At 71.3% G+C, this 26086-nt stretch carries 25 protein-coding genes; 9 read left to right on the forward strand and 16 right to left on the reverse strand.

The window, feature by feature from the left end:
- Positions 1-78: 78 nt before the first annotated feature.
- Positions 79-639 carry a GNAT family N-acetyltransferase gene (locus tag ABEB00_RS04280; RefSeq protein ID WP_345617523.1) on the forward strand — a complete coding sequence of 187 codons (561 nt, stop codon included), beginning with the start codon at positions 79-81 and terminating at the stop codon, positions 637-639.
- 12 nt (positions 640-651) lie between these two features.
- Here ABEB00_RS04280 and ABEB00_RS04285 read toward each other — a convergent pair whose 3' ends face one another.
- The 6 genes from ABEB00_RS04285 to ABEB00_RS04310 all read right to left on the reverse strand — a co-directional run bounded on the left by ABEB00_RS04285 (position 652) and on the right by ABEB00_RS04310 (position 7759).
- Entirely contained in the window at positions 652-2082 is a 1431-nt protein-coding gene (locus ABEB00_RS04285; RefSeq protein ID WP_345617524.1) for a type IV secretory system conjugative DNA transfer family protein, read from the reverse strand.
- 22 nt (positions 2083-2104) lie between these two features.
- Complete coding sequence (locus ABEB00_RS04290) at positions 2105-3517, reverse strand: ATP-binding protein (RefSeq protein WP_345617526.1); 1413 nt, start codon at positions 3515-3517, stop codon at positions 2105-2107.
- 12 nt (positions 3518-3529) lie between these two features.
- Positions 3530-5089 (reverse strand): SCO6880 family protein, encoded by a 1560-nt coding sequence (locus ABEB00_RS04295; RefSeq protein ID WP_345617528.1) that lies wholly within the window; start codon positions 5087-5089, stop codon positions 3530-3532.
- Positions 5086-6432: a hypothetical protein gene (locus ABEB00_RS04300; protein ID WP_345617529.1), complete on the reverse strand. Its 1347-nt coding sequence runs from the start codon at positions 6430-6432 to the stop codon at positions 5086-5088. The genes ABEB00_RS04295 and ABEB00_RS04300 overlap by 4 nt, the downstream gene beginning before the upstream one ends.
- On the reverse strand, positions 6422-7252 hold the full coding sequence (locus tag ABEB00_RS04305) for a DUF8175 domain-containg protein (RefSeq protein ID WP_345617531.1): 831 nt from the start codon (positions 7250-7252) through the stop codon (positions 6422-6424). Before ABEB00_RS04305 ends, ABEB00_RS04300 begins: the two co-directional genes overlap by 11 nt.
- 198 nt (positions 7253-7450) lie before the next feature.
- A complete protein-coding gene (locus ABEB00_RS04310; RefSeq protein WP_345617533.1) occupies positions 7451-7759 on the reverse strand; it encodes a hypothetical protein in 309 nt (102 codons plus the stop codon).
- Positions 7760-8332: 573 nt separating this feature from the next.
- Here ABEB00_RS04310 and ABEB00_RS04315 point away from each other — a divergent pair.
- Both ABEB00_RS04315 and ABEB00_RS04320 read left to right on the forward strand, forming a co-directional pair.
- Positions 8333-9280 (forward strand): C40 family peptidase, encoded by a 948-nt coding sequence (locus tag ABEB00_RS04315; RefSeq protein ID WP_345617632.1) that lies wholly within the window; start codon positions 8333-8335, stop codon positions 9278-9280.
- A gap of 229 nt (positions 9281-9509) precedes the next feature.
- Positions 9510-10226 carry a phosphatase PAP2 family protein gene (locus tag ABEB00_RS04320; RefSeq protein WP_345617535.1) on the forward strand — a complete coding sequence of 239 codons (717 nt, stop codon included), beginning with the start codon at positions 9510-9512 and terminating at the stop codon, positions 10224-10226.
- Positions 10227-10295: 69 nt separating this feature from the next.
- Here the strand turns inward: ABEB00_RS04320 and ABEB00_RS04325 are convergent, their stop codons facing one another.
- Both ABEB00_RS04325 and ABEB00_RS36010 read right to left on the reverse strand, forming a co-directional pair.
- Positions 10296-11885: an FAD-binding oxidoreductase gene (locus ABEB00_RS04325; RefSeq protein WP_345617536.1), complete on the reverse strand. Its 1590-nt coding sequence runs from the start codon at positions 11883-11885 to the stop codon at positions 10296-10298.
- Positions 11886-12021: 136 nt separating this feature from the next.
- On the reverse strand, positions 12022-12201 hold the full coding sequence (locus tag ABEB00_RS36010) for a hypothetical protein (RefSeq protein WP_425586431.1): 180 nt from the start codon (positions 12199-12201) through the stop codon (positions 12022-12024).
- Between the two features lie 76 nt (positions 12202-12277).
- Here ABEB00_RS36010 and ABEB00_RS04330 point away from each other — a divergent pair, with 76 nt between their 5' ends.
- Both ABEB00_RS04330 and ABEB00_RS04335 read left to right on the forward strand, forming a co-directional pair.
- Positions 12278-13144, forward strand: a complete 867-nt coding sequence (locus ABEB00_RS04330; protein WP_345617537.1) for an SCO4651 family lipoprotein — start codon at positions 12278-12280, stop codon at positions 13142-13144.
- A 71-nt stretch (positions 13145-13215) separates the two neighbouring features.
- The gene (locus ABEB00_RS04335) at positions 13216-13389 is read left to right on the forward strand and encodes a hypothetical protein (protein WP_345617538.1); all 174 of its coding nucleotides are present in this window, start codon (positions 13216-13218) and stop codon (positions 13387-13389) included.
- A gap of 118 nt (positions 13390-13507) precedes the next feature.
- Here the strand turns inward: ABEB00_RS04335 and ABEB00_RS04340 are convergent, their stop codons facing one another.
- The gene (locus tag ABEB00_RS04340) at positions 13508-13885 is read right to left on the reverse strand and encodes a metal-sensitive transcriptional regulator (RefSeq protein ID WP_345617539.1); all 378 of its coding nucleotides are present in this window, start codon (positions 13883-13885) and stop codon (positions 13508-13510) included.
- A gap of 236 nt (positions 13886-14121) precedes the next feature.
- On the opposite strand from ABEB00_RS04340, the gene ABEB00_RS04345 reads away from it, so the two are divergent.
- Both ABEB00_RS04345 and ABEB00_RS04350 read left to right on the forward strand, forming a co-directional pair.
- Positions 14122-14742: a DUF47 domain-containing protein gene (locus ABEB00_RS04345; protein ID WP_003974832.1), complete on the forward strand. Its 621-nt coding sequence runs from the start codon at positions 14122-14124 to the stop codon at positions 14740-14742.
- Between the two features lie 9 nt (positions 14743-14751).
- Positions 14752-15750 carry an inorganic phosphate transporter gene (locus ABEB00_RS04350; RefSeq protein ID WP_345617540.1) on the forward strand — a complete coding sequence of 333 codons (999 nt, stop codon included), beginning with the start codon at positions 14752-14754 and terminating at the stop codon, positions 15748-15750.
- Between the two features lie 103 nt (positions 15751-15853).
- Here the strand turns inward: ABEB00_RS04350 and pstB are convergent, their stop codons facing one another.
- From pstB to ABEB00_RS04385, 7 genes are all read right to left on the reverse strand, one after another.
- Positions 15854-16630, reverse strand: coding sequence for a phosphate ABC transporter ATP-binding protein PstB (gene pstB / locus ABEB00_RS04355; RefSeq protein WP_345617541.1), 777 nt, complete (start codon positions 16628-16630; stop codon positions 15854-15856).
- 33 nt (positions 16631-16663) lie between these two features.
- Positions 16664-17740 carry a phosphate ABC transporter permease PstA gene (gene pstA, locus ABEB00_RS04360; protein ID WP_345617542.1) on the reverse strand — a complete coding sequence of 359 codons (1077 nt, stop codon included), beginning with the start codon at positions 17738-17740 and terminating at the stop codon, positions 16664-16666.
- Positions 17737-18741 (reverse strand): phosphate ABC transporter permease subunit PstC, encoded by a 1005-nt coding sequence (gene pstC, locus ABEB00_RS04365; RefSeq protein WP_345617543.1) that lies wholly within the window; start codon positions 18739-18741, stop codon positions 17737-17739. The genes pstA and pstC overlap by 4 nt, the downstream gene beginning before the upstream one ends.
- A gap of 131 nt (positions 18742-18872) precedes the next feature.
- Positions 18873-20006, reverse strand: coding sequence for a phosphate ABC transporter substrate-binding protein PstS (gene pstS, locus ABEB00_RS04370; protein ID WP_345617544.1), 1134 nt, complete (start codon positions 20004-20006; stop codon positions 18873-18875).
- Between the two features lie 236 nt (positions 20007-20242).
- Positions 20243-20680, reverse strand: a complete 438-nt coding sequence (locus tag ABEB00_RS04375) for an NUDIX hydrolase (protein ID WP_345617545.1) — start codon at positions 20678-20680, stop codon at positions 20243-20245.
- A 21-nt stretch (positions 20681-20701) separates the two neighbouring features.
- Positions 20702-21958, reverse strand: coding sequence for a CHAD domain-containing protein (locus ABEB00_RS04380; RefSeq protein ID WP_345617546.1), 1257 nt, complete (start codon positions 21956-21958; stop codon positions 20702-20704).
- Positions 21939-24302, reverse strand: coding sequence for an RNA degradosome polyphosphate kinase (locus ABEB00_RS04385; RefSeq protein ID WP_425586432.1), 2364 nt, complete (start codon positions 24300-24302; stop codon positions 21939-21941). Before ABEB00_RS04385 ends, ABEB00_RS04380 begins: the two co-directional genes overlap by 20 nt.
- Positions 24303-24633: 331 nt before the next feature.
- Here ABEB00_RS04385 and ABEB00_RS04390 point away from each other — a divergent pair, with 331 nt between their 5' ends.
- Together ABEB00_RS04390 and ABEB00_RS04395 are read left to right on the forward strand one after the other, a co-directional pair.
- On the forward strand, positions 24634-25173 hold the full coding sequence (locus ABEB00_RS04390) for an RNA polymerase sigma factor (protein WP_345617548.1): 540 nt from the start codon (positions 24634-24636) through the stop codon (positions 25171-25173).
- Complete coding sequence (locus ABEB00_RS04395; protein ID WP_345617549.1) at positions 25170-26042, forward strand: cupin domain-containing protein; 873 nt, start codon at positions 25170-25172, stop codon at positions 26040-26042. The genes ABEB00_RS04390 and ABEB00_RS04395 overlap by 4 nt, the downstream gene beginning before the upstream one ends.
- Positions 26043-26086: the final 44 nt, after the last annotated feature.

Raw genomic sequence — 26086 nt, forward strand, 5'->3', positions numbered from 1 at the left:
AAAGCCCCGCATCTTATGATGCGGGGCTTTTCGCATTTCCGGGGCAGTGCGCTCTGCCGGCGTATTACGGTGATCGGTATGACTGCCTTGCCCCCTGGGGATTACGTGATCCGTCCGGTCCGTGCCGATGAGTGGATCGCCGTGCGGGAGCTGCGGCTGCGGGCGTTGCGGGACCCGGTGGCGCACCTGGCGTTCCTGGAGACGTACGAGCAGGCCGTGGAGCGGTCGGACACCTACTGGCAGGAGCGGACCGTCCGCAGTGCGGAAGACGCTGAGGGGGCCCGGCAGGTCATCGCCGAGGGGCCGGGCGGGCAGTGGCTCGGGTCGGTCACCGTACTGATCGAGGAGTCCGGGACCATCGACTGGGCGGGTTTTCCCGTCGAGCGCCGGCAGGGGCACATCGTGGGCGTGTTCGTACGGGGCGAGTGGCGGGGGAGCGGACTGACGAAGGCGCTCTTCGCCGCCGGGCTCGACTGGGCGTGGGCGAGCGGGGCGGAACGGGTACGGCTCATCGTGCACGAGGAGAACGGGCGCGCGCGGGGGCTGTACCGCAAGCTGGGGTTCGCGCCGAGCGGGGTCACCGTGCCGCTGGCCGCGGCGCCCGGCGCGGTCGAGGTGGAGTACGTCCTCGAACCCTGAGGAGCCGCGGGGCTACACCGGGAGTTCGTCGTGCGGCCAGCGGGCGCGGGCCTGTTCGCGGGAGCGGAGCAGGGCCAGGGTGGGCAGGCCCCGGTCCGCTCCCGTGGCCAGCAGCTCCGGCAACTGGGGCAGCGGAGCCACGGCGGCGACGTCGTCGAGGACGAGCGTCAGTGGTGGGTCGAGCCGACCGGAGGATGACCGTGCGGCCATGCGCCGGCCGTGCTCGACCACGCTGGAGGCGAGGGCCGTCAGGAGGGGCATGGCGCCCGGGTGTGTCCTGGGGTCCTCGATGGATTCACCGATCAGATAAAGAGTTCCCCCTTCCTGGATGAAGGAATCCAGGGCGACGGCATCAGTTCGGTGCGGGGTGCAGGATTCCCGGATGTTGACCGTGGCGAGGGCCGACAGCGCGCGGTTCGTCAACTGCTGTGCCATGTCCCGGCGTTCGGGGTGGGCGGTGAGAGCGGCTTCCAGCTCGCCGGCGGCGCCCGGGGCGGCCTCGGAGTGGGTGCGCAGGACGCGTACGGCGTCCTGGACCTGGATGCCCTGGCTCCAGCGGTGGACATGGCGGACGGTGCGGGCGTCTATGGCGGCGGCGTGCAGGTAGCTGCGGAGCAGGGTCTGCGCGGTGTCGGCGACGGCCTGGTCGAGTTTGGCGGTGGGGCGGACCGGGGCGAGCAGGGCGGCGGCTCTCGCGGTGGCCGTCTCCTTGTCCTCGCAGCCGGCCGTGGGGGACCAGTGGAGGCGGGCGGGGGTGTCGCAGCGGTGGGTGGGGTCGTAGAGGTGGACGGGGCCCAGTTTGGCGCGGGCGTCCTTCGTCTCCTGCCAGAGGGACGGGTTCGAGCTGATGACGAGGGCCGGACCGGCCGCGTCCTGGACCGCCTGGGCCGCCGTGCTGTGGCGGGTGGCCGGGGGGCCGTAGCGCACCGTGCCCTCGACGCGGCTCATCTCCCACGGGGGTGCCGCGGGCGTCGGGGGCCGCGGTGCCCTCGGGGTCGGGACCTCGTGGACCGGCATCGGCTGCGGCGCCCGCTCCGGCTCCGGCTGCCACACCGGTGTCGGCTCCGGCGGCTGCTCCCGCCTCCGTCGCCGTACCGCCTTCCAGCGGGTCACCGTGCCCAGTACGAAGACCGTCAGGACCACCAGCACCATGAACTGGCCGATGAACAGGCCCCAGAACAGGCCGTACCCGGGAAGATCCGCGGGCGGGGTGTCGGGCCAGGCACCGGGGACGTCCTCGGGCCGGCCCGCGAGGTGACGTATGGCCAGGGGCGTGTGGGCGAAGGTGACGGCGGCCGGCCAGGAGCCGTGGGCGAAGAGACCGGCCAGGCCGGTCGCCGTCCACACCAGCACCGTCAGGCCGAGGAGGAAGGCCAGCAGGCCGAGCAGCAGGCCGTCGGGGACGCCGCCCCGGTCGTCCTGCCGCCGGTCGTCGGGTCTCATGCGGTCCGTGTCCCCCTGTCGCCTAGGCGACCGTCGATTCGGACGAGTCGCCGAGGTGCTGTTCCATGAAGGCCGCCGCCCGCTCCTCCGCCTCCAGCTCGGCGGCGCGCAGCGCGTCGTCGGCGAAGTCGAGGGAGGACTGGGTCATCGCGCGGTCGGTGAAGACCAGCGGGCGTTCGGTCTCGGTGATCAGATGTTTGACGACCTGCACGTTGCCGTTGACGTCCCAGACGGCGATGCCGGGGGTGAGGGAGGGGATGATCTCCACCGCCCAGCGCGGCAGGCCGAGGACGCGGCCGGTCGCCCGGGCCTCGTCGGCCTTCTGGGCGTAGATCGTCCGGGTCGAGGCCATCTTCAGGATCGCCGCGGCCTCCTTCGCCGCCGCGCCGTCGACCACGTCGGAGAGGTGGTGGACGACGGCCACGAAGGAGAGGCCGAGGCGGCGGCCGAACTTCAGCAGCCGCTGGAAGAGCTGGGCGACGAACGGGCTGTTGATGATGTGCCACGCCTCCTCGACCAGGAAGATGCGCTTCTTGCGGTCCGGGCGGATCCAGGTGTGCTCCAGCCACACGCCGACGATCGCCATCAGGATGGGCATGGCGATGGAGTTGCGGTCGATGTGGGAGAGGTCGAAGACGGTGAGGGCGGCGTCGAGGTCGATGCCGACCGTGGTGGGGCCGTCGAACATGCCGCGCAGGTCGCCGTCGACGAGCCGGTCGAGGACGAGCGCCACGTCCAGGCCCCAGGCCCGTACGTCGTCTATGTCGACGTTCATCGCCTCCGCGGACTCCGGCTCGGGGTGGCGGAGCTGCTCGACGATGTCGGTGAGGACGGGCTGGCGCTCGACGATGGTCTCGTTGACGTAGGCGTGCGCGACCTTGAGGGCGAAGCCGGCCCGCTCGTCCAGACCGTGCCCCATCGCGACCTCGATGATGGTGCGCAGCAGGGCGAGCTGGCCGGTGGTGGTGATCGCCGGGTCGAGCGGGTTGAGCCGGATGCCCTGGTCGAGGGCGGCCGTCGGGTCCAGGCGGATGGGGGTTATGCCCAGTTCCCGGGCGATGAGGTTCCACTCGCCGGCCCCGTCCTCGCCCTGCGCGTCCAGGACGACGACCTGCCGGTCGCGGAAGCGGAGCTGGCGCAGGACGTACGTCTTCTCCAGGGCCGACTTGCCGTTGCCGGACTCCCCGAGGACCAGCCAGTGCGGGGCGGGGAGCTGCTGGCCGTAAAGCTGGAAGGGGTCGTAGATGTAGCCCTTGCCGGAGTAGACCTCGCGGCCGATGATCACACCGGAGTCGCCGAGTCCGGGTGCGGCGGTCGGCAGGTAGACCGCCTGTGCCTGGCCGGTGGAGGTGCGTACCGGCAGGCGGGTCGTCTCGACCTTCCCGAAGAGGAAGGAGGTGAAGGACTCGGTGAGGACGGACAGCGGATCCCGCATCAGGCTCAGCCCCTACCTTCGGATGCCGGTGGCGAACGGAAGTGTGTTCACGAAGGCGCGGTGGTGCTCGCGGTCGCACCACTCCAGTTTCAGGTACGACTTTCCGGCCGAGGCCCGGATCGTCCGCTTGTCGCGGGCGAGCGCCTCGGGGGAGCGGGAGGAGACGGTGAGGTAGCCGACCAGGTTGACGCCGGCGGCGCCGCTCGCGAGGTCCTCGCCGCGCTGGTCCAGGCGGGTGTGGGCGGCGAGGTCGCGGGGGTCGACGGTGCGGTTCATCTTGGCGGCGCGGGACGCCTCCGCCACGTCGTTCGTCTTCTCGGTCAGCATGCGTTCGATGGCGACCTCGGTGGGTTCGAGGTCCATGGTGACGGCGACCGTGCGGATGACGTCCGGGGTGTGCACGAGGAGCGGGGCGAGGAAGTTGACGCCGACCGGGGTCATCGGCCACTCCTTCACCCAGGCCGTGGCGTGGCACCAGGGGGCGCGGGTGGTGGACTCCCGGGTCTTGGCCTGGAGGAACGTGGGTTCCATGGCGTCCAGTTCGGCCGGCCAGGCGTTGCGCTTGGTCATCGCCTGGATGTGGTCGATGGGGTGGTCCGGGTCGTACATGGAGTGGATGAGGGAGGCGAGGCGGCCTTGGCCGAGGGGCTGCCGGACCCGGATGTCGGCCTCCTGGAGCCGGGAGCAGATGTCGGTCAGCTCGCGGGCCATGACGACGGCGAGACCCGCGTCGCGGTCCAGCTTGCGGCCGCCCTGCGGCCTGCTGGCGCGGGCCATGGCGTGCGCCTCGGAGGCCAGTTCACGGGTGTAGTGCATGCAGGCGACGAGGTAGGCGCGGTGCTGCTCGCTGCTGGTGGAGACCATCGACTGCAACTGGTCGTAGGACTGCTGGAGCCAGGGCGGGGACTTCTCGTCGCCGCGGACGGAGACGTCCTTGGCGTGGGCGTCCGGGTCGGCGGGCAGGGTGCGGGCCAGCATCTGGATACGGGTGACGAAGCCGTCGCCGTTGGCCACGTGCTTGAGCAGGGTGCCGAAGCGGTCGACCAGGGCCTCCTGGTCCTCGGAGTCGCGCAGGCCGACGCCGGGGCCCTCGATCTCGATGGCCGCGGTGACCGTCTTGCGGTCGGCGTGCAGCAGGACGGCGATCTCGTCGGGGCCGAAGGGCGCGGCCAGCCAGGTGATGCGGCCGATGCCGGGGGGCGGGCCGACCTCGACCTCGCGGCCGTCGATCCGGGTGCCCGCCTCGACGACTGAGGAACGGTACGCCGTGCCCCGCTTGAGTGTTCTCTTGTAGCTGCGGTTGATCTCGAACCACTTGTAGAACGTGCGGTGCTTGTACGGGAGGTAGACCGCCGCGATCGCGAGCATCGGGAAGCCGGCCAGCAGCACGATGCGCAGGGTGAGGACGGGGACGAGGAGGCCGCACATCATGCCGAGGAACGCGCCCACGATGATCAGGGCGATCTCGCCCGTCTCGCGGTTGCGTCCGACGATCGCGTTCGGCCGGGCCCGGCCGATCAGATATGTACGGCGGGGCGTGACCGTGTGGGACACGTGGGACTCGGTCGTCAACGCCCTTCACCTCCCGTGCGGTTGGTACTGCTGTTGCGGGTGTTGCTTGCGTGGGGCGTGTTGACCGGGCTGCCGGAGCGCGGTGCGGGGGCGGCGGTGGGGGCGGCCGCTCCGCCGCCGTTCGAGGTGCGCCCGCTGTGCGCGGCGACTCCACCGGAGGCGGGGTTGGCGGGACGCGGGGTGGACGAGGCGGACTGGCCGCCCCCCGAGTCGCCGTTGTGGCGGCTGCTGTGGGTCTTGATGCCCTGGGCGACGAGGCTGGCCGGGGAGCTGATCACGGCGGCGGCCTTGCCCTCGGCGCCCTGCATGAGGCGGTTGTTGCGGGAGCCGGCGATCTCGTCGCCGAAGCCGGGGACGAAGCGGTAGATCATCGCGGAGGCGAAGATGGCGAGCAGGATGATCGCGAGGCCGGAGACGACCGCGGAGAAGGCGTCCGGGCCGCCGTCGGCCGAGAGGGCGCCGGCCAGGCCCAGCACGATGACGATGACCGGTTTCACCAGGATGACGGCGATCATGATGCCCGCCCAGCGGCGGACGTGGCCCCACAGGTTCTTGTCGACGAGGCCGGCGTAGACGACGGTGCCGAGGAGGGCGCCGACGTAGAGCAGGGCGGCTCTGACGACCAGTTCCAGCCAGAGGATGCCGGCGGCGAGGATGGAGACCAGGGAGACCACGATCAGCATGATCGGGCCGCCGCCGATGTCCTCGCCCTTCTCCAGGGCGCCGGAGAAGGTGCCGAAGAAGGTGGTGGTCTGGTCGCCGGTGGCCTTGGCGAGGACCTCGGTGACCCCGTCGGTCGCGGAGACGACCGTGTAGAGGATCAGCGGGGTGAAGGCCGAGGCGAGGACGGTGAGCCAGAGGAAGCCGACGGCTTCGGAGAGGGCGGTGGTCAGGGGGACGCCGCGGACGGCCCGCTTGGCGACGGCCAGCAGCCACAGCAGGAGGGTGAGGATCGTCGAGGCGGCGAAGACGACGGCGTACTGCTGGAGGAACTTGGGGTTGGTGAAGTCGACGTTGGCGGTGTCCTCGACGGCGTCGCTGAGCTTGTCGACGGTCCAGGAGGCGGCCTCGGCGCAGCCCTTCGCCAGGGAGGAGAGGGGGTCGGCGGTGGAGGTGTCGGTGAGGGAGGTTCCGCTGCGGGAGCCGCTCGGGTTCTCGCCGCGTCGGCAGTATTCCCCGGCCTTGCCCGGGATGATGTCGCAGTCGCTGCCGCTCTTGGTCGGTGACGGCGTGGGGCTGGGCGTGGGCGCGGCGACGGCACGGGTCGCCAGCAGTACGACAGCGGTCTGGACGGCTGTGACCGCTCCGGCCAGCTTGAGCACACGACGCGGGCTACCGGGCATACGTGAACCCTCCGTACTCCTGGATGGCCTTGCTGATCTCCTCGGAGGTGGCGGCCCTGTCGTCGCCCGGGACCGGGGCGGGGCCGTTCTTCTGGGAGTCCGTGACGATCTTCCAGTCCCCGTCCGACCAGCGAAGGTCGAACGTCCAGGTCTGCCACGTCGAGGTGACGGGGTCGGTCGACCTCTCCCCCGACATGCCGAGCAGCCCCATGCACCAGACGGCGACCCGGGTGTCCGTGTCGCCGTACTTCTTCACGGTGCTGCCCAGCGGGCTCAGGCGTGAGACGAACGTGTTCCCCTCGGGCGGGTTGCCGTCGGCGTCGAGTCCCAGTTTGGCGAGGAAGGCGGTCGAGTAGGCGTCGTCCATCGGGGCCTTGAGCTTCGCCGCGGCCTCGGGGGTGTAGAGGGAGTCGAGGAGGGCGTGCCTGGTGTCCTTCAGGAACATGCCGGTCGATCCGAGGGCCACGGCGTAGTTGGCCGCGGCGGATTCGGCGCCCTGCCGGTCGTGGGCGTACCCCGAGGGAATCCCGCCGGTTCTCGACCGCACCGCCTCCTCCCCCGAAGGGGCCGTCGGGGAGGTCCGGGGCTTGTCGGCGGATTCCGCGGTGGGTGTGGAACCGTCGCCGCCGCGGTTCGCGAAGGCGATCGCGGCGATCAGGACGACCACCACGCCGACCACCGTGACCAGGCTCCGGGACGACGAGCGGCCGCCGCGGCGCGGGTTGCCGTAGGGGTCGCTGCCGGTGTCCGGCAGGTGGGTGCGGGTCTGGCCGGTGCCGCCGTAGCCGCCGGAGGTGTGCTCCTCGTCTCCGAGACTCATGCCGGGTACGCCCCCTCGACGTCGTGCGGAACCGTGCCGTAGAGGTACGACGGTAGCCGCGCTGGTTCCCGCGCGGGCGCGGTGTGGTGACTCGACATCAGGGAGACGCAACCTCAGCCGGGGGACACGGGCGGGTGGAGGGAGGGGTGGGCGGGGGAGGCCCGGGCGGGCCCGCGGGACGCACGGGCCGCCGGGGCGTTACACGGCCATCCCGTACACGATGGTGAAGAGCGTGCCCAGGGACCCGATGATGAAGACTCCGGTCAGACCGGCGACGATGAGGCCCTTGCCCTGCTCGGCGCTGAAGGTGTCGCGGAGCGCGGTGGCGCCGATGCGCTGCTTGGCGGCGCCCCAGATGGCGATGCCGAGACAGAGCAGGATGGCGACCGCCATGACCACCTGGACCAGCGTCTTCGCCTCGGTCCCCAGTGCCCCGAAGGGGCCCCAGTCCGGAGCGATCCCGCCGATGATGGTGTTGATGTCTCCCTTGTCGGCCGCAAAGAGCATGTAAGTCACCGCCCCTGTTGGGTAGTTCCGCATCCTCTGCGGGCGCGCAGAGGTCAGGCATCATTCTCGCTGACAATGACGCCGTCTGATGTCGACTTGGCGTCATTGATTGGCGGGTTTCGTACGAATCCCTTGCCGCCGGGTCACGCCGGGCACCCTCGGGAGGCGTGGCCGGCAGGCGCGGGAGATCATATCGTCACTCTGTGTATCACGGCAGGTCACGCCCGGCAACGAGGTCGGAGCGGAACCTGTCGTGTGGTTCCGTCGTTGTGCCCTTTTCAGGACCCTGGACCGGTTCCTGACGGTCGGTCGGGTGAGCGGTCGCGTCGGTGGCATCGGTGGCATCGGTGGCATCGGTGGCATCGGTGGTGTCGGTGTTTCCGGGGTGAAGGCTACTCGGCCCGGGTGGCGGGTGCGGTGGGGCGGCATCCGGCGGGCAGTGATCACCCCGTGACGGCACCGCCGCCTCTACACTGAGGTCCCGACGGACTTGCGGGCTGCGAGGGGCGGTTGACGGTGCGTAAGGGATGGATCGTGGCGGTCGCCGCCCTGGGATCCGGTCTCGCCTTCGTGATGCTGCTCGTCGTCGGGGTCTACCTCGTCGCGGGCAACGTGGCCGGCGGCGGGTCCGGCGCCGGCGGCAGGACGCTGGCGAAGGGCTCGGTGCCCGCCGCCTACCTGTCGCTCGTCCAGAAGTGGGGCAATCTCTGCTCCGCCATCAACCCGGCCCTGCTCGCCGCCCAGCTCTACCAGGAGAGCGGCTTCAACCCGAAGGCGCAGAGCCCGGCGGCGGCGCAGGGGATAGCGCAGTTCATCCCCGGCACCTGGGCGACCCACGGCATCGACGGCGACGGGGACGGCGACCGGGACGTGTGGGACCCGAGCGACGCGATTCCCTCGGCCGCCTCCTACGACTGCTCCCTCGCCTCGCACGTCGACGACGTTCCCGGGAACTTGACCGAAAACATGCTCGCCTCGTACAACGCCGGTGCCTACGCGGTGATCAGGTACCAGGGTGTGCCGCCGTACGCGGAGACGCGGAACTACGTCAAGACGATCACCACGCTCGCGGAGAGCTTCGCCGCGCCGGAGAGCCGGGTCGATCCCTCCGAGCAGGCCGCCGCGGCCATCGCGTACGCGCAGAAGAAGCTCGGCACGCTCTACCTCTGGGGCGGCAACGGCACCCCTGAGCAGGGCGGACGCTTCGACTGCTCGGGGCTGACCAAGGCCGCGTACGAGAGTGTGGGGATCGAGCTGCCCCGGGTGGCCAACGACCAGTACAACGCGGGACCGCACCCCGCCCGGGACGAACTGCTCCCCGGCGATCTGGTGTTCTTCTCGGACGATCTGACCAATTCCCGCGCCATCCGGCATGTGGGGATGTATGTGGGCGGCGGGTACATGATCAACGCGCCGCGTACGGGTGCCGTGATCCGGTTCGACCCCATTGACACCCCGGACTACTTCGGTGCCACACGGGTGACCGAGGATGGCGCGAAAGCGCTCCCCAGCAACGTCTGAACCGAGCGTGAACCCACCCCCTGAGCTGCGACGATGAGTCTCTCTTCGGTAACGTCTGCGTGATCATTCGGTGGAGTGTGGAACGTATCAACGGGGACCGTGCGTTCCTGTTGGCGTAGGTGTGCGAACCGGGCAAGGCAAGCGGGTCGAGCGGATCTACAACCACGGGGGTGGCAGGAGCGGCGTGCGCACAGGTGCGTCGAAGACTTGACGAAGGGGCCGCAGCACCATGGCTGGACTCGCCGAATCCGGGTCGAACCCCGACGTCGACCTGCTCTACGACATCAACGGCCTGGCCAAGGACGCGCCGCACTGGTTCGACCGCGTCATGGAGTTCACGGGCGAGTACGGCCTGCTGTTCGCGGTCCTGCTGCTGGTGCTCTGGTGCTGGTGGACCGTGCGGCGGCGGGGCGGCGAGGAGGCGGCGTCGTCGGTGGCCGCGCTGATCTGGGCGCCCCTCGCCGCCGGAGTCGCCGTCCTGGTCAACGTGCCGATACGGGGCTTCGTGGAGCGGCCCCGGCCGTTCAAGGACCACGAGGGCCTGGAGGTCCTCGTCTCCGGCAAGAACGACTTCTCCTTCGTGAGCGACCACGCGACGCTGGTGATGGCGATGGCCGTCGCGCTGTTCGTCGCCCACCGCAGGTTCGGCCTGGTCGCGCTCGTGCTGGCGCTGTTCGGCGGGTTCATCCGGGTCTACATGGGCGTGCACTACCCGACCGACGTCATCGGCGGCTTCGCGCTCGGCACGGCGGTCGCCCTGCTGCTCTCGCCGGTGGCGATGGCGCTGCTGACCCCGCTGACCAAGGCCGTCGAGCGCTCCCCGCGCGTGGGGTGGCTGATCAGCGCGCGGGGGCGATCCTCGTACGGGGGCCGGGACACCGTGATCTCGGGGGCGCGCGCCGAGCGGGAGCCCGCCGGGGCGGAGCAGAGCGACCTCGCCGCGTAGCGCGCGCCATCGTCGACCCGACCCGACCCGACCCGACCCGGGCGGGCGGCGCACGGTGTGCTGCGGGGCCTACAGCCCCTGCGGGTAGCTGAAGACGCGGTCCGGGTCGTACCGCTTCTTCAGCTTCGTCAGCCGGGCCGCCGCGTCCCCGTAGTACGCCGTGCGCCAGTCGGTCAGGGTCGGGTCGGTGTAGTTCTGGTAGGCCGCGCCCGAGGCGTACGGGCGCATGGCCCGGTGGGCGGCGGTCAGCCAGGAGCGAGCCGTGGAGCCGCTCTCGCCCTCCGGCCAGGAGACGTAGTACTGGGCGAGCATCCGTGAGCGCCGGTGCACGAAGGCGGTGGCCGTCGGGGAGACCCGGTTGACCGCGCCGCCGAGCGCGGTGAACGCGATGGAGCCGGTGCCGCCGCTGACCGAGCCGACCTGCGACAGCAGGGCGCGGAGGCCGGCCGCCGACAGTGAGCGGTCGAAGAAGTCCGAGGCCGCGGCGTACGTCTCGCGGTGCAGCGACCCCTGCGGGGAGCGGCCCGGGGTGGCGCCGGGCAGGTGGCACTGGGCGTCCGCCGAGAAGGACGAGCAGCCCGCGTACACCTCCATCGCCTCCTCGTAGCCGCGGCGCCGCAGGGAGACGCTGCTCGCCGGGGAGCCGATCCGGTCGGCGAGGCGGTCGACGGCGTTCTGCAGTTCGCCGTAGGTGCCGAGCGAGAAGACGGAGAGGGAGACCGTGGGGGTGCGGCCGGCCGCGCGGTCCAGGTGCAGCGAGGACCAGATCTCGTCGGGCTGGCCGGGGCCCCACTCCTGCCAGACCCGGAAGACGTCGGCGGCCTTCGCCCAGGGCCAGGACAGGTAGCCGGAGACGCCCTGCGGCGCGGGGCGGGTGCGGAAGCGCAGCTCGGTGACGACGCCGAAGTTGCCGTTGCCGGCGCCGCGCAGGGCCCAGAAGAGGTCCTTGTGGTCGGTGGCGTTCACGGTGAGCGGCGTGCCGTCGGCGGTGATCAGGGTCGCCTGGGTGAGGTGGTCGCAGGTCAGGCCGTAGGCCCGGGAGACGACACCGTGGCCGCCGCCGAGGGTGAGGCCGGAGATGCCGACGGTGGGGCAGGAGCCGGCCGGGACGGTGGTGCCCTTCGCGGCGAGCGCCCGGTAGACGTCGATGAGCTTGGCGCCGGCGCCGACGACGGCCTCGCTGCCCGAGGCGCGCACGCGGTTCAGCTTCGAGACGTCGATGACCAGCCGGTCGTTGCCGGAGGAGTAGCCCGCGTAGGAGTGGCCGCCGTTGCGGATCGCCGTGCGGACCCCGTGGGCGCGGGCGTACGCCAGGGCGGTACGGACGTCGTCGGGGTGGGCGACGTAGACGACGCCGGCGGGCCGCAGCGTGTCGAAGCGGGTGTTGTAGAGCTGCCGGGCGGTCTTGAACTCCGCGTCGCCGGGGCGGACCAGCGTGCCGTCGAGGGAACGGCCGAGGGCGGCCCAGTCGGCGGGGGCGGACGCGGCGGCCGTGGTGGCGGCGGTGCGGGAGGTGCCGCTCTCTCCGCCGGGTCCGCTCGTCCGTTTGCCGTCGTCCGTACTACTGCCTGCGTCGCCGGCGTCCGCCCGGCACGCGGCCGTCGTCGTCGCCGTGAGGGCGGCGGCAGTGGTGCCGCCTATGAATGTGCGCCGGTTCATGTGCGCCTCGCCTCCCGTGGGGGTCCGTGGAACGAGACGGAGGGAGGCGGGCGCGGGTTCCATGGCCGCTACAGGTTCCTTGGCCGGTACGGATTGTTCGGCCGCGGGCGGCCGGGCGGCCGGGCGGGCGGCCGGGTCAGGGATCGACGTGTGCGCGGGCGTCCGTGCGGGCCAGGCTTCTGGCCCGGCGGGCCGGGCCGCGCCAGCCGCAACTGCACCGGGCCGAGCAGAAAGGACCCTGCTCGACCGTGGTCGTCCGATGGTCCGGGAGATCCCGGGGGGCTTCAAGACTGTCCTGCTGCGCCACGGCGACCACGTTACCGCCGTCGTCCGCACGTCGTTAAGCGGTCGACGGGGGGCCGGTACCCGCGACGGCTGGGGGTAGGCAGGCGATGAGCAGGAGGCAGGGGCCGCACCGGCGGCCGCGACGGTCCGGTGCGACGGGTGTGGCACTGGGGGTGGTCGCCTGCGTCGGGCTGGGCGTCTCGGGGTGCTCCGGCGGCGCCGCCGCACGGGACGCGCGCGCCGGTGACCCGGTCGAGGTGGTGCGGCGGGCCGCCGACCGCCTGGTCGAGGCGGGCAGCGCCAAGGCGCGTACGTCCATGGAGATGGCCAGCGGCGGGACCCGGGTGACCATCCGGGGCGAGGGCGTCTATGACTTCGCCGCGCGGCTCGGGCGGCTGAAGGTACTGCTGCCGCAGGACCCGGCGGGCACCAGCGGCCGGCGGCCGATCACCGAACTGCTCACGCCCGGCGCGCTCTACATGAAGAACCGGGGCGCCGGCGTCCCCGCCGACAAGTGGGTACGGGTCGAGACCGCGGGCCTGTCCGACGGGAACCTGGTCACCGGCGGGGCCACCGACCCGCTCGCCGCCGCCGAGGTGCTCGGGGGCGTGCGCCGGGCCACCCTGCTCGGCCGCACCGAGGTCGCGGGCACCCCGGTGCGCCACTACCGCGGGGTGGCCGACCTGGCCGGCGCCGCCGAGCGGGCCGGCGCCGGGACCCGGGCGTCCCTGCGGGCGGCGGCGAAGGGGTTCGCCACCGCCGAGGTCCCCTTCGACGCCTACCTCGACGACGAGGGCCGGCTGCGCAAGCTCCGCCACCGCTTCAGCTTCTCGGGCGGCCTCCGGCGAGGCACCGTCGGGGTCGCCTCGACGACGCTGCTGTACGACTTCGGCGTCGCCGTCGCCGTACGCCTGCCGGACGAGGACGACATCTACACGGGGAAGATCGCGGAGGAGCCGGACGGCAAGAACTAGCCCGTCCGTGCCATGCGCCGCGCGTCCGCCGCTCTTTACTCTAGGAAGTCGGTGACGGCAGAGACGAGGTGATGCGCGTGGCTCCGGTCGGCGGTACGGCGGTTCAGGACCACGTGGCCCTCGCCGAGATCGAACTGTGCGGAGAGCTGATCATCGCGGCCTCGGCCGCCCCCGAGCGGCTCAGCCTGGCGAGCATCGACGAGGTGCTGCGCGTCACCGAGGAGCGGGAACCCGGGGATCGGTGACGCGGGGAGCGCTGACGCGGGCGCCGGGAGCGCCGGGAAGCGCCGGGAAGCGCCGGGAAGCGCCGGGGGCGAAAACGAGCCACGCGTGCCCCGGGAGTCGAGCGCGTACCGTCCGGTGTCAGGTGCGCAGCAGGCGTCCGATCGCCTTCGTGGCCTCCTCGACCTTCGCGTCGATCTCCGACCCGCCCTGGCGAGCGGCGTCGGCGACGCAGTGGCGCAAATGCTCCTCCAGAAGCTGCAGGGCGAAGGACTGCAGTGCCTTGGTGGAGGCGGAGACCTGGGTGAGTATGTCGATGCAGTAGACGTCCTCGTCGACCATCCGCTGCAGGCCGCGGATCTGGCCCTCGATCCGGCGGAGTCGCTTGAGGTGCTCGTCCTTCTGCTGGTGGTAGCCGTGCACACCCCGGTCGTGGTCGGTCACCACGGCCGCGCCGTCCGTCGGCCCGGGTGTCGTCGCGGTGGAGGGCGTGCCCGCGCCGGCCTCGGTGGTCGTCATGGCGTCCTCCTGTGGAAAAGATCGGCTTGATACCCCTGGTGGGTATATGGTAACGAACCTCGTTGGGTATAGACCCCTTGGCCAATGCCATGCACGGAGTCCGGGGAAGAGCCTGGGCCGCCCCCCTGCTCATCACGCTGCCTGATGGGCGACACTGGAGGACGGCCCGTTAGCCGTGGCCGGATGATGCGCCTAGCATCAGCCTGACCGAAACCAATGCATCCCGAGGACCCCACGTGCGCTTTCGTCTGACCCCCAGGGAGACGAGCTTCTATGACATGTTTGCCGCGTCCGCGGACAACATCGTCACGGGCTCGAAACTCCTGATGGAACTGCTCGGGGCGGACGCATCCGCCCGGGCCGAGATCGCAGAGCGTATGCGGGCCGCGGAACACGCAGGTGACGACGCCACGCACGCGATCTTCCACCAGTTGAACTCCTCGTTCATCACGCCCTTCGACCGCGAGGACATCTACAACCTCGCCTCGTCCCTCGACGACATCATGGACTTCATGGAGGAGGCCGTCGACCTGGTCGTCCTCTACAACGTCGAGGAACTGCCCAAGGGCGTCGAGCAGCAGATCGAGGTGCTGGCGCGGGCGGCGGAGCTGACCGCGGAGGCGATGCCGAACCTGCGGACCATGGACAACCTCACCGAGTACTGGATCGAGGTCAACCGGCTGGAGAACCAGGCCGACCAGATCCACCGCAAGCTGCTCGCCCACCTCTTCAACGGCAAGTACGAGGCCATCGAGGTGCTCAAGCTGAAGCAGATCGTGGATGTCCTGGAAGAGGCGGCCGACGCATTCGAGCACGTGGCGAACACGGTGGAGACCATTGCGGTCAAGGAGTCCTGAGGCGCGTCCATGGACACCTTCGCTCTGATCGTGACCGTCGCGGTCGCGCTCTTCTTCACGTACACCAACGGTTTCCACGATTCGGCCAACGCGATCGCGACCTCCGTGTCGACCCGGGCACTCACGCCCCGGGCGGCGCTCGCGATGGCGGCCGTGATGAATCTCGCCGGCGCGTTTCTCGGCTCCGGGGTCGCCAAGACCGTCAGTGAGGGACTGATCGAGACGCCCGAGGGGTCGACGGGGATGGGCATCCTCTTCGCCGCGCTCGTCGGCGCGATCGTCTGGAACCTCGTCACCTGGTACTTCGGTCTGCCCTCGTCCTCCTCCCACGCGCTGTTCGGCGGCATGGTCGGCGCCGCGCTGGCCGGCGGTACGACCGTGTACTGGGACGGGGTGATCGACAAGATCGTGCTGCCCATGTTCATCTCGCCGGTGATCGGCCTGGGCGTCGGTTACCTGGTCATGACCGCGATCATGTGGCTGTTCCGGCGGTCCAACCCGCACAAGGCCAAGCGGGGCTTCCGCATCGCGCAGACGGTCTCGGCGGCCGGCATGGCGCTCGGGCACGGACTGCAGGACGCCCAGAAGACGATGGGCATCGTGGTGATGGCCCTGGTCATCGCCGACGTCGAGGACTACGGCGACCCGATCCCGGTCTGGGTGAAGATCGTCTGCGCGCTGATGCTGTCGCTGGGCACGTACGCCGGTGGCTGGCGGATCATGCGGACGCTGGGCCGGAAGATCATCGAGCTGGACCCGCCGCAGGGTTTCGCGGCGGAGACCACGGGCGCGTCGATCATGTTCGGGTCGGCGTTCCTCTTCCACGCGCCGATCTCCACGACGCATGTGATCACCTCGGCGATCATGGGTGTGGGGGCGACGAAGCGGGTCAACGCCGTGCGGTGGGGGGTCGCGAAGAACATCGTCCTCGGGTGGTTCATCACGATGCCGGCGGCGGGCCTGGTCGCCGCGGTGTCGTTCTGGATCGTGAAGCTGGCGTTCCTCTGACGGGAGGAACCCGTCGCCGTAAAGGGTCGGGCCCGCCCCCGGTGAACCAGGGGCGGGCCCGATCGTCCTCGTGGTGGCACCGCCATGCAGCACCACGAGGGGCTTATCCGAAGCGGCCCGAGATGTAGTCCTCGGTCGCCTGCACCGACGGGTTGGAGAAGATCCGCTCCGTCTCGTCGATCTCTATCAGCTTGCCCGGCTGGCCGACCGCCGCCAGGTTGAAGAACGCGGTGCGGTCCGAGACACGCGCCGCCTGCTGCATGTTGTGCGTCACGATGACGATCGTGAACTGTTCCTTCAGCTCCCCGATCAGGTCCTCGATCGCGAGGGTCGAGATCGGGTCGAGGGCCGAGCAGGGCTCGTCCATCAGCAGCACGTTCGGCTCGACGGCGATCGCCCGCGCGATGCACAGCCGCTGCTGCTGACCGCCGGAGAGGCCGGAGCCCGGCTTGTTCAGGCGGTCCTTCACCTCGTTCCAGAGGTTCGCGCCCTTCAGCGACTTCTCGACCACATCGTCGAGCTGGGACTTGCGGACCTTGCCGTTGAGCTTCAGGCCGGCCGCCACATTGTCGTACACCGACATCGTCGGGAACGGGTTCGGGCGCTGGAAGACCATGCCGACCTCGCGCCGCACGGCCACCGGGTCGATCCCGGCGCCGTACAGGTTCTCGTCGTCGAGCATCACCTTGCCGTCGACCCGGCCGCCCGGGGTGACCTCGTGCATGCGGTTGAGCGTGCGCAGGAAGGTGGACTTGCCGCAGCCGGACGGGCCGATGAAGGCCGTCACGGAGCGGGGCTCGACGGTCATCGAGATGTCCTCGATGGCGAGGAAGGAGCCGTAGTAGGCGTTGAGGCCGCTGACATCGATGCGCTTGGCCATGTGAATCACTGCTTCTTTCGGGTCGGAAGGGCCTTAGCGACCGGTCTTGGGGGCCTTCCAGCGGGCTATGCCGCGGGCCACCAGGTTGAGGATCATGATGAACGCGATGAGCGTCAGAGCCGCCGCCCAGGCACGGTCGTAGGCCGCGCCCTGGCCTCCGCTGTTGGTGAACTGGAGGTAGATGTACATCGGCAGCGACGCCTGCGGGTCCTTGAAGGGGTTGGCGTTGATGAAGTTCGAACCCCAGACCAGCAGCAGCACGGGGGCCGTCTCGCCGGCGATACGGGCGACGGCCAGCATGACGCCGGTGGTGATGCCGCCGATCGAGGTCGGCAGGACCACCTTCAGGATGGTGCGCCACTTCGGGATGCCCAGTGCCAGGGACGCCTCGCGCAGCTCGTTCGGGACGAGCTTCAGCATCTCCTCGGTGGAGCGGACGACGACCGGGATCATCAGGATGGTCAGGGCCATCGCGCCGGCGAAGCCGGAGTAGCCCATGTCCAGGATCAGGATCCACACGCTGAGGATGAACAGACCCGCGACGATCGACGGGATGCCCGTCATGACGTCGACGAAGAAGGTGACCGCCTTGGCGAGCTTTCCGCGGCCGTACTCGACCAGGTAGACCGCGGTCAGCACACCGATCGGCACGGAGATCACGGTGGCCAGGCCGACCTGCTCCAGGCTGCCGAGGATGGCGTGGTAGATGCCGCCGCCCGGCTCGGTGTCGGCGACCACGCCCATCGAGTGGGTGAGGAAGAAGACGTCGAGGACGCTGATGCCGCGCTTGACCGTCGCCCAGACCAGGGAGGCCAGCGGGATCACGGCCAGGATGAAGGCGACCCAGACCAGGCTGGTGGCCACCCGGTCCTTGGCCTGCCGGCCGCCCTCGACCTTGGCCGAGATGCCGTAGGTACCGGCGACGAAGAGGATCGCGGCGATCAGGGCCCACTGGACGGAGCTGTCCAGGCCGGCCGCGGCGCTGATGCCGATACCCAGCAGGACTGCGCCGGCGGCGACCGCCCACGCGAACCACTTGGGCAGGGTGGCGCCGCGCAGCGAGCTGGGCGGGCGCTCGGCCGGCTTGTCGGTGAGAGTGGCGTTGCTCATGCGTTGGCCCCCGAGTACTCCTTGCGGCGGGCGATGATCAGTCGGGCCGCGCCGTTGACCACGAGGGTGATGACGAACAGCACCAGACCGGAGGCGATCAGCGCGTCCCGGCCCATCTCGGTGGCCTCGTTGAACTTGCTCGCGATGTTCTGCGCGAAGGTGCCGCCGCCCGGGTCGAGCAGGCTGGCGGTGATGTCGAAGGTCGGGGAGAGGACCATGGCCACGGCCATCGTCTCGCCGAGCGCGCGGCCGAGGCCCAGCATCGAGGCGGAGATCACGCCGGAGCGGCCGAAGGGCAGTACCGACATGCGGATGACCTCCCAGCGCGTGGCGCCGAGGGCCAGGGCGGCCTCCTCGTGCATCTGCGGGACCTGCCGGAAGACCTCACGGCTCACGTTGGTGATGATCGGCAGGATCATGATCGCGAGCAGGATGCCGACGGTGAACAGCGAGCGGGGCGCGCCGCCGTTCCACTGGAGGACGCCGGTCCAGCCGAGGTAGTCGTCCAGCCAGCCGTACAGGCCGTTCAGGTGCGGCACGAGGACGAGGGCGCCCCACAGGCCGTAGACGATGGACGGGACGGCGGCGAGCAGGTCGACCACGTAGGCGATGGTGCCGCCGAGCTTGCGCGGGGCGTAGTGCGTGATGAACAGCGCGATGCCCACCGCGACCGGAACCGCGATCACCATGGCGATGACCGACGACACGACGGTGCCGAAGACCAGGACGGCGATGCCGAACTGGGGCGGCAGACCGCTGGGGTTCCACTCGAAGGTGGTGAAGAAGTTGGCCTCGTCCTTGCTGATCGCGATCGCGGCACGATACGTCAGGAAGGCCGCGATGGCGGCCATGAGTACGAGGACGAAGATGCCCGAGCCGCGTGAGAAACCGAGGAAGACCCGGTCGCCGGGACGAGTGGCGCCGCGGGCGGCGCGCTTCTGGTCGGCCTCGGTGGGCTGGGGTGCTGGGGGGGCTGTGGGGTTCTGTGTAGATATGTCCATCGGTTTCTCCGGTCTGCGGAGCCGTCGTGCCGGACGGCTCGGAGGGAGCCGCCCGCGTGTCGGGGGCTCCTGGCGGCGGTGCACCGGACGGTACGGCCCGGCCCCCTGGGGGACCGGGCCGCACGCTTGGGTCAGCTCAGGCCCGAGATGGTCTCGCGGACCTTGGTGATGATCTCCGCGGGCATCGGGGCGTAGCCGGCGTCCGCCAGCAGGCCCTGACCGTCCTCGGAGGCGATGTAGTTCAGGAAGGACTTGGTGGCGGGGAGGGTCTCCGCCTTGTTGCCCTTGTCGCAGACGATCTCGTACGTCACCAGGGTGATCGGGTACGCGCCGTCGGCGGTCGGGGTGTAGTCCAGCTCCAGCGCCATGTCCTTGCCGGTGCCGACGACCTTGGCGGCGCCGATGGCCGCGGTGGCGTTCTCGACGCTGGCCTTGACCGGCTCGGCGGCCTCGGTCTTGATGTCGACCGTCTTGATGCCGTCCTTGGCGTAGGACAGCTCGAAGTAGGAGATGGCGCCCGAGGTCTGCGTCACCTGCTGCGCCAGGCCGGAGGAGCCCGAGGCGGACTGGCCGCCCTTGGCCTCCCACGACTTGCCCGGCTCGTACGACCAGTCCTTGGGCGCGGCGGCCTTCAGGTACTTGGTGAAGTTGTCCGTGGTGCCGGACTCGTCCGAGCGGTGGAAGGGCTGGATCTTCAGGTCGGGCAGCTCGGCGTCGGGGTTGAGCGTCGCGATCGCCTTGTCGTCCCAGTTGGTGATCTTGCTGTCGAAGATCTGGGAGAGCGTCGGGGCGTCCAGGACGAGGGAGTCGACACCGGGGACGTTGAAGCCCACGGCGATCGGGCCGCCGACCATCGGCAGGTCGATGCCCTGACCGCTGGAGCAGACCTTCTTGGAGGCGGCGACCTCTTCGGGCTTCAGCGCGGAGTCCGAACCGGCGAAGGCGGTCTGGCCCTGGGTGAAGGCCGTGATGCCGGCGCCCGAACCCGTCGGGTTGTAGTTGATCTGCACGCCCTTGCAGGCCGCGGCGAACTGCTTCACCCAGGCGTCGATGGCGTTCTTCTGGGCGGAGGAGCCCGAGGCCTGGAGCTGGCCGCTGGCGTCGTCACACTTGATGTCGCTCGCGGCCGCCGTGCTGCCGGCGCTGGAGCTGCCGCCGTCGCTGTTGCCCGTGTCGTCGGAGCCGCACGCCGTGAGGGCCAGGGCGCCGGAGACGGCGAGAGCACCGAGAGCGAGGGCCCGCCGGTTCATGCGCTGAAGCTTCACTTGAGGAATTTCCTTCCAGGAGCCGCCGGCCTGTTCGGCGGCGTGCGAAGACTGTGCGATACAGACGCGTTTTCGAAGTGCGCCCCGTATCGGGTAAGGCCGAAATTAGGCAGATCAGGTGAAGGCGCCAATGGCCATGAATGAACGCGGGGTGAACCCCTGAAGGCGGTGCGGTGAGGTAACGGAACGCTTACGTCGAGGACACAGGGTGATCCCGGTGATGGCGGGTGGCTCGACTATGCCAGGTGCGCGGTGGCGAGCAGGGCGTCGATCAGGTCGCGGTCCCTCGGTCGGGTGAGCCGGACGCGGGCCGCGGCGGGCGGCAGCCACAGGACGCGGTCGACCTCGTCGTTCGCCGTGAAGGTGCCGGAGACGGCCTCGCCCGCCCAGTAGCGCACCTCTTTGGGCCGGCCGGCCACCTCGTAGCGCGCGGTGGGCAGCTCGGCGCCGGGCGCGGCGGTGTGACCGGTCTCCTCGGCGACCTCGCGCAGGGCGCCGGCGAGGGCGTCCTCGCCGTGCTTCAGCTTGCCCTTGGGGTGGGACCAGTCGTCGTACTTGGGGCGGTGCACCAGACAGATCTCGGTGCGGCCGGTCACGGGCGAGCGGCGCCACAGGACACAGCCGGCGGCCAGCACGGGGGTGTCCGTGCGGCCGGTTCCCTCGGACGTGTTCACCGTCGACCCCCTCCCTCGCCCTTAGGGGGCGCTCACCGAGTCCTTGCGCCAGCAGTGCTGGAACGCGTACCTCGCCGCTTCCACTTCATGCCGCTGGTCGGCGTGGAGCACGCCGAGCGCGTACGCCGTGGCCGGGGCGATGCGGGGCGTACGGGCCGCCTGGGCGGCGGCGCCCGCCGCCTCCGAGGCGTCGCGGTGCCGGTCCAGCGCCTCACCCGCGGCGAGCAGACGTCCGTCGACGGGGGCGACGGGGGCGACAGGGGCGACAGGGGCGACAGGGGCGAGGGGAGTGGCGGGGAGACCGGGGACGCCTGCGAGGTCGGGGGCACCTGGGGTGCCTTGGGTGCCTTGGGTGGCGCAGCCGACGACGACCTCACGGGCGTAACGGTGCAGGCGCAGCAGCAGGCGGACCTGGTGCCAGGGCGCGTCCTGCGGGTGCGGGGACGGGTCCGGGGACAGGCCGTGGATCAGGGCCTCCGCGTTGTACGGGCTGCCCGCGGTGATCAGCGGCAGGGCCGCCACGGCGTCGGTGAGGCGGTCCCGCGCCGCCGCGGCGAGCGGTCCGAGGTCGGCGGTGGCCGCGGCGGGCGCCAGGGGTACGTCACTGGCGAGTACGGCGACCTTGTCGGCCACCGCGTGGAACCGGCTGCTGCCGAGGGCCTGGAGCGCCGTGGAGTGGGCCCGGGTGCGGGCCAGGGTGAGCTGGCGGTCCAGCAGGGCGCCCGCCTTGGCCGCGCCGACGGTGAGGGTGCCGCGCTCGGGGGCCGAGGGGGCCGAGGGGGCCGAGGCGGTGGCGGGGGTGGCGAGGACCGCCGGGGCCGGGTGGGGCACGCGGCCCCGGCGGTCCTCGGCGGGGCGGGCCGGCGTGGCGCCCGGGGCCGGGGGCGGGAACGCCGACGAGCCCGAGAGGCGGTGCAGCGCCTGGAGCAGCCGCTCCAGACGGGAAGCGCACGCGTGTTCGAGTGCGAGGGTGCCGGAGAGCCAGGCCAGCTCGGGGCGCATGCTCTCCGCCCAGTCGCTGTCGAGCAGCGGCTGGAAGGTGTGCAGGCTGCCGCTGATCCGGCGGGCCGCGCGCCGCAGCGCCCGGGCCGCGTCGGCGGACCCTTCGGTGCCGTGGGCGCCCGTGCCGTTCTCCCGGTGCTGGCGCAGTGCCCGGAGGAACTCCGTGGCCTGCGCCCTCAGGTACGCCGCGAGGGCCTCCGCCGGTACGGGCGCGCCCGTCGCGGCTCCCGCCGGACCGGCGGTGGGGTGCGTCGGTTCAAGGTGTCGCTGTGCCACGCCGGCGCCTCCGGGCGTCTATGAGCATCTCCTGGACGTTGCGCAGGGGGTGGCCGTCCGCGTCGGTCGCGTGCCGGGTCCATTCACCGTCCGGGCCGAGGTGCCAGGACGCGGTGGTGTCGGACATGCCCGTCTCCAGCAGGCGGTTCAGGGCCGCCCGGTGGGCCGGGTCGGTGACCCGGACCAGCGCTTCTATACGACGGTCGAGGTTGCGGTGCATCATGTCGGCGCTGCCGAACCAGACCTCGGGCTCGCCGCCGTTGCCGAAGGCGAAGAGCCGGGAGTGTTCGAGGAAGCGGCCGAGTATCGAACGGACCCGGATGTTCTCCGACAGGCCCGCCACACCGGGGCGCAGGGCGCAGATGCCGCGCACCCACACGTCGACCGGGACGCCCGCCTGCGAGGCGCGGTAGCACGCGTCGATGACGGTCTCGTCGACTATCGAGTTGGCCTTGATGCGGATGTAGGCCGGGCGGCCCGCGCGGTGGTGCTGGATCTCCTTGTGTATGCGGGAGACCAGGCCGTCACGGAGCGACTTGGGGGCGACCAGGAGACGGCGGTAGGTCTCGCGCCGCGAGTAGCCGGAGAGCCGGTTGAAGAGGTCGGAGAGGTCCGCGCCGACCTGCGGGTCGGCGGTGAGCAGGCCGAGGTCCTCGTAGAGACGGGCCGTCTTCGGGTGGTAGTTGCCGGTGCCCACGTGGCTGTAGCGGCGCAGCGTGTCGCCCTCCTGGCGCACGATGAGCGACAGCTTGCAGTGGGTCTTCAGACCGACGAGGCCGTAGACGACGTGGCAGCCGGCCTCCTCCAGCTTGCGGGCCCACTTGATGTTCGCGTGCTCGTCGAAGCGGGCCTTGATCTCGACCAGGACCAGGACCTGCTTGCCGGCCTCGGCCGCCTCGATGAGCGCGTTGACGATGGGTGAGTCGCCGGAGGTCCGGTACAGCGTCTGCTTGATCGCGAGGACGTCCGGGTCCTCCGCGGCCTGCTCCAGGAACGCCTGCACGGAGGTGGAGAAGGAGTCGTACGGGTGGTGCAGCAGGACGTCCCTGCTGCGCAGCGCGGCGAAGATGTCCGGCGGCGAGGCCGACTCGACCTCGGCGAGGTCGCGGTGGGTGCCGGCGATGAACTTCTGGTACTTCAGCTCCGGCCGGTCCAGGCTGTGGATGCGGAAGAGGCCGGTGAGGTCCAGGGGGCCGGGGAGGGGGTAGACCTCGGCCTCGCCGATCTTCAGCTCGCGCACGAGCAGGTCCAGGACCTCGCGGTCGATGGACTCCTCGACCTCCAGGCGGACCGGCGGGCCGAAGCGGCGCCGCATCAGTTCCTTCTCCAGCGCCTTGAGGAGGTTCTCGGTGTCGTCCTCCTCCACCTCCAGGTCCTCGTTGCGCGTGACGCGGAAGGTGTGGCTCTCCAGGACCTCCATGCCCGGGAACAGCTCCTCCAGGTGGGCCGCGATGACGTCCTCGATGGGGACGTAGCGGCCCGGAGCGGCCTCCAGGAAGCGGGAGAGCAGCGGGGGAACCTTGACGCGGGCGAAGTGCTTGTGGCCGGTGACCGGGTTGCGGACGATCACCGCGAGGTTGAGGGAGAGCCCCGAGATGTACGGGAAGGGGTGCGCCGGGTCCACGGCGAGGGGCGTGAGGACCGGGAAGATCTGGTGGCGGAAGAGGGTGAACAGGCGGGCCTGGTCCTTCTCCGCGAGTGCGCTCCAGCGGACCAGGTGGATGCCTTCCTCGGCGAGGCCGGGGGCGACGTCCTCGTGGAAGCAGGCGGCGTGCCGGGCCATCAGCTCGCGGGAGCGGGCCCAGATCATCTCCAGGACCTCGCGGGGCTGGAGGCCGGAGGCGGAGCGGGTGGCGACGCCGGTGGCGATCCGGCGCTTCAGGCCGGCGACCCGGACCATGAAGAACTCGTCCAGGTTGCTGGCGAAGATCGCGAGGAAGTTGGCGCGCTCCAGAAGGGGCGTGTTCGGGTCCTCGGCGAGTTCCAGGACCCGTTCGTTGAACGCGAGCCAGCTCCGCTCACGGTCGAGGAAGCGGCCCTGCGGGAGCCGGGTGCCGGGGCCCGCGTCGGTGCCGTCGGCCGGGGTGTCCTGGTCGTCCTCGTAGACGTCGAGGTCGGCGTCGAGATCGGGTTCCAGGTCCGAGACGGTGGCGGCGACCGTGTGCGGGCGGTGCGCGGCGATGGAGCCCACGGAGGGCTGCGTGTGCTGGACCTCTGCCTGGGGGTGCGGCTGGCTCATGGACCCATTCTTCCGCGCCCCGAGCAGGACGGGCGCGTCGGAGCGGAGGAGCGGGAGCGCGGGTCCCTCCGGGGATGGCGTCGGCTCTGGCAGGGCGGGCTGCATTCGGTGAGGGTCGCAAGCCCGTCTGAATCGATGGTTACGGCGACATGACGTGTGGGATAGCGGGGGGCGGCTTGGAGGGGGCGGGGTGGGGTGAGGCCCGTCGGCGGGGTGCGGTGGGGATGCGGTGGGGGTGCGGTGGGGCTGCGAAGGTGTGAACCGGTGGGGAGGCGGGCTGGCGGGGAGGCGGAGCGGCGGGGAGGCGGAGCGGCGGGGAGGCGGAGCGGCGGGGAGGCGGACCGGTGGGGAGAGGAACCGGTCGTGGTGTGGATCGGTCGTGGTGTGGATCGGTCGGGGTGTGAACCGATCGGGTGGGGTCGTGCGATGAGGGGGTGTGAGCGAGACGAGAAGCGACGGGGAGCTGGTGCGGGCCGCCGCGGACGGCGACCGGTGCGCCTTCGAGGAGCTGTACCGGCGGTACGCGCCGTGGCTGGCGGCCCGGCTGCGCGGCCGGTGTGCCGACGCGGGCGTCGTCGACGACGTCGTGCAGGAGACCTTCCTCGCGGTGTGGCGCGGCAGCGCGCGGTACCGGGAGGAGGGGGACGTGGCCGGCTGGCTGTGGCGGATCGGGTCGCGGCGGCTGATCGACGTACTGCGCGGCGAGGGGGCGCGGGGGCGGCTGCGGCAGGCGCTGGCGAGGCTGCGGCACCGGGAGGAGGTCTCGGCGGAGGAGCGCGTGCTCGCCGGGGTCGAGCACGGGGACCTCGCGGGGGCGCTGGTCCGGCTCTCCCCGGAGCTGCGCGCGGTGCTCCAGGCCACGGTCGTCGACGGGCTGACCACCCGCGAGGCCGCAGTCCTGCTCGGCATTCCGCCGGGCACGGTCAAGACGCGGGCGATGCGCGCCCGCAAGCAGTTGCGGGAGGCGCTGGCATGACGGCACACATCGACGGCGGCTGGCACGTGCCGGACGAGGACCTGCGGGCGTACGGGCGCGGCGAGCTGACGCCGCCCGCGCTGTGGTCCGCCGACACCCACCTCGCGGCGTGCGCGCGGTGCCGCGCCGTGCTGGCCCGGGCCGCCGACCCGGTCGCGCTGGACGCCGGCTGGGAGCGGCTCGACGCCGAGCTGGACGCGCCCCGGCCGGGGATCTTCGAGGCGCTGCTGGTGCGGCTCGGGGTCGCCGACCACACCGCGCGGCTGCTGCTGGCGACACCCGTGCTCCGCCTCTCCTGGCTGGGCGCCGTCGTCGCGGTGCTGGCGATGTCCGTCGGCGTGGCCCTGGCGTCCGAGGGGGCGGCCTCGCCCACGCTCTTCCTCGCGCTCGCTCCCCTGCTGCCGCTGGCCGGGGTGGCCCTGTCCTTCGGGCCCGCGCTGGACCCGACGTACGAGATGGCGGTGGTGGCGCCGATGCACGGCTTCCGGCTGCTGATGATCCGCACGGTCGCCGTACTGAGCGTCGGCATCGGGCTGAACGGCCTGGCCACCCTCGCCCTGCCGGGATATGGCCTGCGCGCGCTGACCTGGCTGCTGCCCGCGCTCGCGCTGACCGCGGCGGGGCTGGCGCTGACGCCCCGGCTGGGGCCGGTGGCCGCGCCCTCGCTGGTCGGCGGCGCGTGGGTCGGGCTGCTGGTGGCCGCCGACGCGGCGCGGGCCTCCGCCGACAGTCCGCTCGCGCCGTTCACGGCGGCCGGGCAGGCGGCGTGCGGGGTGGTCGCGGCCCTCGCCGCCGGGCTGCTCTTCCTGCTCCGCGACCGGTTCGACTTCTCGCAGCGGCCCGCCCCCTCCCCGGGGCGTGCGGCATGAGCCTTTGCCGTACCTGACCACCTCCACGCTCCGCCGCCTCCTTC

Origin of the sequence: Streptomyces ziwulingensis (genome assembly GCF_039542605.1) — a bacterium.
Lineage (GTDB): Bacteria > Actinomycetota > Actinomycetes > Streptomycetales > Streptomycetaceae > Streptomyces > Streptomyces ziwulingensis.